This is a genomic window from Longimicrobium sp. (genome assembly GCF_036554565.1).
In the GTDB taxonomy this organism is placed as follows: Bacteria; Gemmatimonadota; Gemmatimonadetes; order Longimicrobiales; family Longimicrobiaceae; genus Longimicrobium.
Genome location: NZ_DATBNB010000403.1, coordinates 1 through 8,376, shown reverse-complemented (window position 1 = coordinate 8,376; position 8,376 = coordinate 1). Strand labels below are relative to the sequence as shown.

The following is an 8,376-nucleotide window of genomic DNA, read 5'->3' as shown; positions in this document are numbered from 1 at the left end:
CCCCCACTACCGCGCCTCCACGGGATACGCCACGGGCTCCGCGCGGGGATGCAGCGCCACCCGCACCGTGTCGCCGGCCGATGCCTCGTGCGGGCGGCCGTGGATCAGCACCTCGGGGCCGCCGTCCAGTGCCACGCGGTAGAACGTGGCCGATCCCGCGTAGCGGCGGTCCAGCACGCGCCCGGGGAGCGCGCCCGCGGCATCGGTGCCGGCGAGCTCCAGCCCCTCCGGCCGCACCATCACCCGCAGCGGCGCGCCGGGCGCCGCACGGGGCGCATCCGCCGAGAGCGCCGCGGTCCACGCGGCCCCGCCCGGAAGCCGGCAGACGGCGCGATCGCCATCCACCGAATCCAGCGTGGAGTCCAGGAAGTTGGCGCGCCCCAGGAATGATGCGACGAACGCATTCGCGGGCGATCCGTACAGCTCCTCGGGCGAGCCCACCTGCTGAAGGCGCCCGAGCTCCATCACCGCGATGCGGTCAGAGAGCGCGAACGCCTCTTCCTGGTCGTGGGTCACGAAGATGGCCGTCATTCCCAGGCTCTTGAGTAGCGCGCGCAGCTCGTCGCGGGTGCGCTCGCGCAGGGCGGCGTCCAGGTTGCTCAGCGGCTCGTCCAGCAGCAGCAGCGGCGGCTCGGGCGCGAGCGCGCGGGCCAGCGCCACGCGCTGCTGCTGCCCGCCGGAGAGCTCCTGCACCTTGCGCTTGCCGTAGCCCGCCAGCTCCACCAGTCCCAGCGCACGCTCCACCCGCGGACCGACGACGTCCTTGCGGTCGCCGCGCGACTTGAGGCCGAACGCCACGTTCTCCCACACGTCCAGGTGGGGGAACAGCGCGTAGTTCTGGAACACCATCCCCACGTCGCGCTTCTGCGGCGGCAGGGCCGTCACCTCGCGCCCGCCCAGGACGATGCGGCCGGCCGTGGGATGCTCGAAACCGGCGATCATCCGCAGCGTCGTCGTCTTTCCGCAGCCGGAGGGGCCCAGCAGCGTGAGGAACTCGCCCGCGGGCACCTCCAGCGACACCGCGTCCACCGCCGTCGTCTCACCGAAGCGGCGGGTGACGCCGTCCAGCGAAAGGATCGGCTGGGTGGCGGACGAGGATACAGCAGTCGGCGCGGGAGAGGTCACTTCGCGCCCCGGTTGCGGACGTTCTCGTCCCAGTGGCGCATCCACTCGTTCCCGCGTTCCTGCAGGAGCTTCCAGTCCATCGGCTCGGCGACCAGCTTTTCCTGTGCGGCGCGCAGGCGCGGGGGCATGCTGTCCCCCGGAAAGTCGGTGCGGGCGGGGAGCCGGAAGAACTCGCGGACGGCCGGCACCAGCGCCGCGTTCCCGCCGATGTACTCTACGAAAACCTTCGCCGCGTCGACATTCGGGGCGCCGCGGACGATGGCGACTGCGTCTACGATGAGCGGGGTGCCGCTGGTGGGGATGGTGTACTCGATGGGGTACTGGGCGCGCACCATCTCGATGTCCGGCAGCGCCCAGAGCGTCACGTAGCCTTCCTGGCGCGCCAGCATCTGGTACAGCATGGTGGGATTGAGGACGTACTGCTTGGTGTTGGCGTCCAGCCGCCGCAGCCACTGGAACCCCTGCGCCGTATCGCCCGTGGCGCGGATGCCGCGCTGCACCATCATGCCGAAGATGGTGCGCATGGTGCCGCTGGCCATGGGGTCGCGGATGAGCACCTTGCCCTTCCATCGGGGATCGAGCACGTCGTCCCAGTCCTTGGGCGCCTCGGCGGCGGGCACCACCTGCGTGTTGTACGCGATCACCTCGGGGGTGATGTAGGTGCCGAACCAGTAGCCCTCGGCGTCCTTGGCCTCGGCGGGGACGGCCGTGGCCCACGACGGGGTGAAGGGCTGCAGCATGGAGTCGGCGGCGGCCTGTTCGAACATGTTGGCCGGGGCGCCCCACCACACGTCGGCCTGCGGATTCGCCTTTTCGGAGCGGACGCGGTCGAACACCTCCTGCGATCCCATGTCGACGTACTGCAGGTCGATGGTGGGATTGGCGGCCTCGAAGCGCTTCTCGAACGCCTGCAGCATCTCGCGCCCGTGCGGCGAGTACACGGTGAGCACCTGCCGGCCGTCGCCGCCGCCACAGGCGGTGGTGAGGGTGGCGAGTGCCAAGATGGAAAGCCCGCGGGCGGTGGTCAGCATGGTTGGTCGGTCCAGGTTCAAAACTACGAAAAAGCCCCCTCTCCCGTCGTCTCCCCCGCAATCGGCGCGGGAGAGAGGGGACCTGTGGTGGGGGTTCGATCGGCTTGGGCGCATGCCGCGGCGGGCCCTTCCCCCGGCCCCTCCCCCGGCAAACTACGCCGGGAGAGGGGAGACTTCGATCGAGGTTCGACGGGCTGCCGGTGAATGCGTCGGGAGCCCCCTCCCCCCGGCCCCCGTCCCCCGCTGCGCAGGGGAGGGGGAGACCTGAACTGCGCTTCGGCTGGCCCCGTGCGCCAGACTGGCTCCCTTCCCCCGCGGCAGTATGCGGGGGAAGGGTTGGGGATGGGGGGCGCCGGCCCACGCACCGGGCCCTGCCTGTCCACGCCAACCCCGAAGTGTACCCCCTCTCCCACGCTGTTTGTGGGAGAGGGTGGCACGCGTGTCAGCGCGGCCGGGTGAGGCCCCCACGGAAGCCGAGGCCTCGGCTACGGTGACCGCTGCCGCGCCCGGGCTGGTTTTCCCTTCCGCGGCTGGATCCTTCGGCCCGCGACGGTTGTACTGCGGGCCGGTTCCGTGCGCCTGGGCCTCAGGATGACAGGCTGTGGCGCTGCGGCGTAGTGGGAGCGCTTCGTCGTCCTTGTTAGCGCTTACGCCGCCGTGAGCAGGATCGGCTTGCCGCGCGTGATGACGAGCGTGTGCTCGTAGTGCGCGGCCAGGCCGCCGTCCTCCGTGCGCAGGGTCCAGCCATCGGGGTCTTCCACGAAGCGGCCCGACGTTTCTCCCACGATGGGCTCCACCGTGATCACCAGCCCCTCCGTGAGCTTCCGGGTGAGGCGGGGATCGAAGTAGTTGGGAATGCTGGGCTCTTCGTGGATCGTCCGGCCGATGCCGTGGCCGTTCAGGTCGCGGATCACGCGGAACCCCCGGCGGCGCACCTCGTCTTCCACGGCCCGGCCGATGTCGTTCACGCGGTTCCCTACGCGCGCCACTTCCATCGCCCTGGCGAACGCGGCCCGCGCACACGCCGCCAGCTTCAGCGCGCGCTCCGGCGCGGGCGCCACCGGCACCGTCACGGCGGCATCGGCCACGTAGCCGTCCTTGTCCACCGTCACGTCCAGCTTCACCAGGTCGCCGTTCTGGATCACGCGGCTGCCGGGGATGCCGTGCACCACCTCGTCGTTCACGCTGATCAGCACCTCGCCCGGAAAGCCGTAGACCATCTTCGGTGCCGACCGCGCGCCCTCGCGGTGCATCACCCGGGCGCCGATCTCGTCCAGCTCGGCGGTGGTCACGCCGGGGCGCAACGCCTTTTCCATCGCACGGATCACCATCCGCACGATGCGTCCCGCGCGCTTCATCCCCTCCAGCTCGTCGTGCGTTTCGATGGACATCGGCGCCTCAGGGTCTGCGGGGTGTCGCCGCGGCGTTCCGGGCGCCCAGCGCCAGCAGGTTGGCGAACAGGCGATAGGCGCCAGGCACGCCCTCCGGAAACTGGCGGAAGAACGCCAGCCCCGTGTAGACGTACGTTCCTTGCCCGTGCCGCGCCACCAGCAGCCCGCCACGCAACGCATCGCCGGGATCGCCCATCTCCAGCACGGGCGTGTACGCCGGGTCCCACGTCTGCGCGAAGTACAGCCCGCGCTCCTGCACCCAGCCCTCCCAGTCCGCCGGGCCAATGCGGTTGGGGGTGGTCAGCACGGGGTGCGCGGGGTCGATGATGCGCACCGGCGAGCCCTCGTCCGTCACCCGGCCGTGCGGGCGCGCCATGGTGATGGGGTACGGCGTGAAGCGTCCCTCCACGATTTCGTACTTGTTGTACTGCACGATCATCGTGCCGCCGCGCGACACCCAGTCCAGCAGCCGCTGGTTGTGCGCCATCAGGTCCGTGCGCACCTCGTACGCGCGGCTGCCGGCCACGATCACGTCGAAGCGCGACAGGTCGCCCTCGGCCAGGTCGTCCGCGTCCAGCAGCTCGGGGGTAATGCCCAGGTTCTGCAGGAACCGTGGTCCTTCCTCGCCCGCGCCCTCGATGTAGCCCACGCGCAGCCCCGCGGGGACTTGCACGTCGAACGCCCGCACCCGCGACGTGGCGGCGTGGTACAGCGGCCGGGCGCGCACGTGCGGATAGTCGATCATCTGCACGCCGCGGGTGTAGCGGCGCCCATCCTCTGCCTGGAAGACGGCGGCGACGGGATAGTCGCCCGGGGCCGTGCCCGCGGGCGACTGGACGCTGAAGCGCACCTCGCGCACCTCACCGGGGCGGGTGAAGCGTACCGGCACGGCGCCCTCGCGAATCCTCCAGCCTTCGGGCGCCTCCAGCCGCAGCGTGCCGCTGATCCCCTCCGGCGCCTCGGACGCCAGCCGCACCGTGTACTCCAGCGGCCGGGCGGATGACGTCGACAGCACGCGCGCCGGCGGATCGAGAAGCACCGACACCGCGGGCACCACCATCACCGGCCGCCGCAGCTCGCCCTGACGCGGATCGACCTCGCGGAACGTGGCGTCCACCGTCGTCTCCATCGCCGCATCCGCGCCGCGCGCGCCCATGACGACGTCGGCGCGCGCCCGCACCGGCGCGTGCTCGAACGGACGGCCGAGCGCAGGATCGTTTTGCGGCCAGCGGTACAGATCGCCCTCCACCGGCTGGCGCAGGAAGTACGGCTCGGTGAGCGCCGCGTCCGCCGGCACCGTCACGCGAAAGCGGCGGAGGTACAGCTCGCCCGGGGCGATGACGGACCCGGTCGGGCGCGAGGCGGAATCCACCGCCGTCGCCGTCCATCCCGCGGGAAGCTCCGGCTGCAGGTGACGGACGGTGAGGGGGGCCGGGCCGCCGTTCCACACCGTCAGGTCCAGCGTGAACGCCTCGCCGGGGGCGATGCGTGCGTCGCTGGCCACCGCGTCCACCACCGCGCCTGCCGCCTGCATGGCCGCGGCCTGGGCCTGGCGGATTTCTTCGTCGATGGCGAACACCAGGTCCGCCGTGCCGTTGCTCGCCGGGATGGCCGCGCGCGCCTGCCGCAGCGTGACGAGGGCGTCCGCCAGGGCGGCGGCCAAGGCAGACGGCTCCAGCGGGTTGAAGCGCGCCCGCAGCGCCTCTGTCGACTGGTGATAGCGCAGCAGCCCGCGCGCTGCGGCGGACTCGGGGCGCTCGGCGGGCGCGAAGGTGGTGTCGATGCCCGCCCAGATGGACGGCTCGGGCGCCGCACTCTCGGGAAAGACGCGGCGCAGGTAGGTGGTGCGCGCGCCGGGCAGCTCCGGCGCGCCCATGTCCTGCGAACGGTGGCGCGAGCGGCTGGCCATGGCCTGCTGAAAGGGCGACCGGCCGATGAGCGGGTCCAGCTCGCCCACGCGCACCTGTACCGTGGCGCCCTCCGCGCGCGAGCGAAGCGACTGGTACAGCTTGGCCGTGTGATGCGGGCGCAGCCCCTGGGCGATCTGCTCGGGAAAGCGCGATGGATCGCCCGCGGCGGTAAACGCGTCGTGCGCCACGATGGCCGACACCTGGTGCTGCCCGTGGCCGTCGCGCGGGGTTCCGCTGAACACGGTGACGATGACGTCCGGCCGGTACTGGCGGATCACCCGCACCACATCGCGCAGCAGCTCCTCGTGCGGCCAGTGGCGAAAGGCCTCGTCCGCCGACTTGCTGAAGCCGAAGTCGTACGCGCGGGTGAAGAACTGCTCCGCGCCATCCACGCGGCGCGCGGCCAGCAGCTCTTCCGTCCGCAGCAGGCCCAGTCCCGCGCCCAGCTCCGGCCCGATGCCGTTCTGCCCGCCCTCGCCGCGCGTCAGCGACAGGTACGCGACGTCGGCGCCTTCCTGCAGCGCCAGGCGGGCGAGGAGCTGGGTGTCTTCGTCGTCGGGGTGCGCGCCCACCATCAGCACGCGCTTGCTCACGCCCAGGCGGCGGAGCGAGAGCCCCAGCGCGGCGGCTCCGCGGTACTCGGAGCCCGCTTCCTGCGCGGGGGCGGAACGGGGCACGGCCGCCAGCGTGACGGCCGCGGCAAGGATCGCGACGGGGATGCGGCGTCTCATCATTCCGCAAAGCTATGGCAGGGCAACGGGTGGCACAATCCGGCCGGGCAGGTGTCAGCCCGGCGGGCGCTCGCACGTTCTCCGCCGCGAAGCAGAGTCCGAGGCTCGTACACGACCAGACACATCGCGCACCATGAAACGAATCGCCCTGCTTGCCGCCACGCTCCTGCTCGCCTCCTGCAACGGCGAGCCGACGCTTTCCGACGCACAGCTGACCTTCACCTCCGACGCGTCTGCAGCCACGTCGTCCGATTCGGAAACCCCGCAGGTGAGCGGCTTTGGCGGCGCCATCCGCGTGAACGGGCGCTTCCACTCGCCCTGCGTGGGCGGAACGCTGCACGGGGACCTGCTCGAGGGCGGCCGTACCCTCACTCTGGTGGTGGACTGGGAGCAGCCGAGCGGGAGCGGGTGCTACACGGCAATCGGCAAGCACGGCTACGTCGCCCTGATCTCCGGCCTTGAACCACGCGACTATCGCCTCCGTGTGCTGCACCGGGCCCAGGGGGGAAGCCCGGAGCGGGTGGTGTTCGACGGAACCGTCGAGGTACTGCATCCCAACCTTCGCTGAGCCCGCCGGCGGCGCGGAAGCATCGTGAGGCGTCCCGGCACCGGGGGGGCGCCTTTCTCCATTCAGGCACTCCTTCGAACACAAGTGTTCCCCTTTCCCGTCACGGCCATTACAATAGAGAACTCTCCGCAGCATCCGCCCTCCCGCGCCATCTTCCTCATGCCGACGAACACCGGGCCCTCTGCGCCCACACTCCAGGATCAGCTCGTCAACGAATCGTGCTCCATGGTCCGCCACCTGGTGGGCAAGGGAATGCGCGCACCCGCCGCCCTGGTGCAGTCCGCGGCGGGTTATGAAGCCGCTCGCAACGCAGGCCAGCCGATCGAACTCGCCGCGCTCGCGACCGTCCACGAGCGGCTGGCCAAGCTGGTGGCTCCCGCGAGCCCCTCCACGCTCTACCTGCTGGACCGCACCTATCACAAGCCCATCCGCTTCGGTTCGCTCGGCCCGGTGTCGGTGGTCCGGCAACTGGTGATCTTCTCGATGGCGTGCGTGCTGGCGTTCATTTCCCTCAGCATCTTCCATCTGACGTTCAGCGAGGCTTCGGCAGGCCGCGAAGCTCTCTGGCATGCGCTGGCGGAGAACATCTACTGGCTGGCGGCCGCCGGGGTAGGCGCCTCGTTCGCCGTGCTCTTCCAGGTGAATGAGAGCATCTCGAAGGGCACGTTCGATCCGGACGACGCCCCCGCGTACTGGATCAAGGTGTTCCTTGGCGTGGTCGCGGGGTTCATCCTGGTGGCGATGGTGCCCACGGATGGGATCGACAGCCCGGACGCGCGGGTGCTCGCGAAGCCGACCATCGCGCTGCTGGGCGGGTTCTCGGCGCAGGCGGTGTATCGGATTCTGAACCGGCTGGTGGAAACGCTGGAAGACCTGTTCAGCGGCGGGCAGAAGGAGCAGGCCGCCATCCGCGAGCAGGCCGTTGCGGCCCGGGCGCAGGAGGACGCGGCGCAGGCGCGCCTGGCCATCGCCGGCAAGCTGGTTCAGCTTCAGGAGCAGATCGCGGCGGGCGCCGACGTGAAGCAGCGGGTGCAGGACCTGATCCGCAGCCTGGTTCCCGACGGCGGGGCGCAGGAGACGCCGGCGCCCGCCCCGGCGAGCCCGCCGGTGCCCGCGGCCGAGCCGAAAGCACCGGAGATGCCCGCGGACGCCATCATCGCGACCGGGATTCCCCTGGCTCCCGTCCTCATTGTCTCGGATTCGGCGACCGCGGCGCGCCCGCAGGACGCGTCGACCACGAAGGCCGTGGCTGCGAAGGGCTGAGCTGGTGGGCACCGGGCCCTGCTGGGGCGACTGAAGTCGCGGCAACAAAGGCCCGAAGTCCGCCTTCGCGGACTGCACGCGCAGCAGAGTGCACCAGGCCAGCCGAAGCGCGTTTCAGGTCTCCCCCTCCCCTGCGCAGCGGGGGACGGGGGCCGGGGGGAGGGGGCTCCCGCAGCATGCACCGGCAGCCAGCCAAATCCGGTGTGAGTTCTCCTCTCTCCCGCGCTGTTTGCGGGGGAGAGGCCGGGAGAGGGGGCTGCCGAGGCATGCGCCGAACCACAACGAACCGCACCCGAAGTTCCCGCCTCTCCCGGCGCAGTTTGCCGGGGGAGGGGCCCCAATGAAGAAGCGGGCCGG

6 protein-coding genes are annotated in these 8,376 nt (G+C 71.2%); 2 read left to right on the top strand and 4 right to left on the bottom strand.

Translation table 11 applies throughout. From position 1 onward, the window contains the following. Positions 1 to 6 precede the first annotated feature (6 nt). The 4 genes from VIB55_RS11170 to VIB55_RS11155 form a co-directional block, all read right to left on the bottom strand. Positions 7 to 1,125: an ABC transporter ATP-binding protein gene (locus VIB55_RS11170; RefSeq protein ID WP_331876741.1), complete on the bottom strand. Its 1,119-nt coding sequence runs from the start codon at positions 1,123 to 1,125 to the stop codon at positions 7 to 9. Next, entirely contained in the window at positions 1,122 to 2,156 is a 1,035-nt protein-coding gene (locus VIB55_RS11165) for an extracellular solute-binding protein (RefSeq protein ID WP_331876740.1), read from the bottom strand. The genes VIB55_RS11170 and VIB55_RS11165 overlap by 4 nt, the downstream gene beginning before the upstream one ends. Positions 2,157 to 2,803: 647 nt before the next feature. After that, positions 2,804 to 3,547 (bottom strand): type I methionyl aminopeptidase, encoded by a 744-nt coding sequence (map, locus tag VIB55_RS11160; protein ID WP_331876739.1) that lies wholly within the window; start codon positions 3,545 to 3,547, stop codon positions 2,804 to 2,806. Positions 3,548 to 3,554: 7 nt separating this feature from the next. Then, positions 3,555 to 6,191, bottom strand: coding sequence for a PIG-L family deacetylase (locus VIB55_RS11155; protein WP_331876738.1), 2,637 nt, complete (start codon positions 6,189 to 6,191; stop codon positions 3,555 to 3,557). A gap of 130 nt (positions 6,192 to 6,321) precedes the next feature. Between VIB55_RS11155 and VIB55_RS11150 the strand changes: the two genes are divergently transcribed. Both VIB55_RS11150 and VIB55_RS11145 read left to right on the top strand, forming a co-directional pair. Further along, entirely contained in the window at positions 6,322 to 6,756 is a 435-nt protein-coding gene (locus VIB55_RS11150) for a hypothetical protein (protein WP_331876737.1), read from the top strand. A gap of 225 nt (positions 6,757 to 6,981) precedes the next feature. After that, positions 6,982 to 8,019 (top strand): hypothetical protein, encoded by a 1,038-nt coding sequence (locus tag VIB55_RS11145; RefSeq protein WP_331876736.1) that lies wholly within the window; start codon positions 6,982 to 6,984, stop codon positions 8,017 to 8,019. Positions 8,020 to 8,376 lie beyond the last annotated feature (357 nt).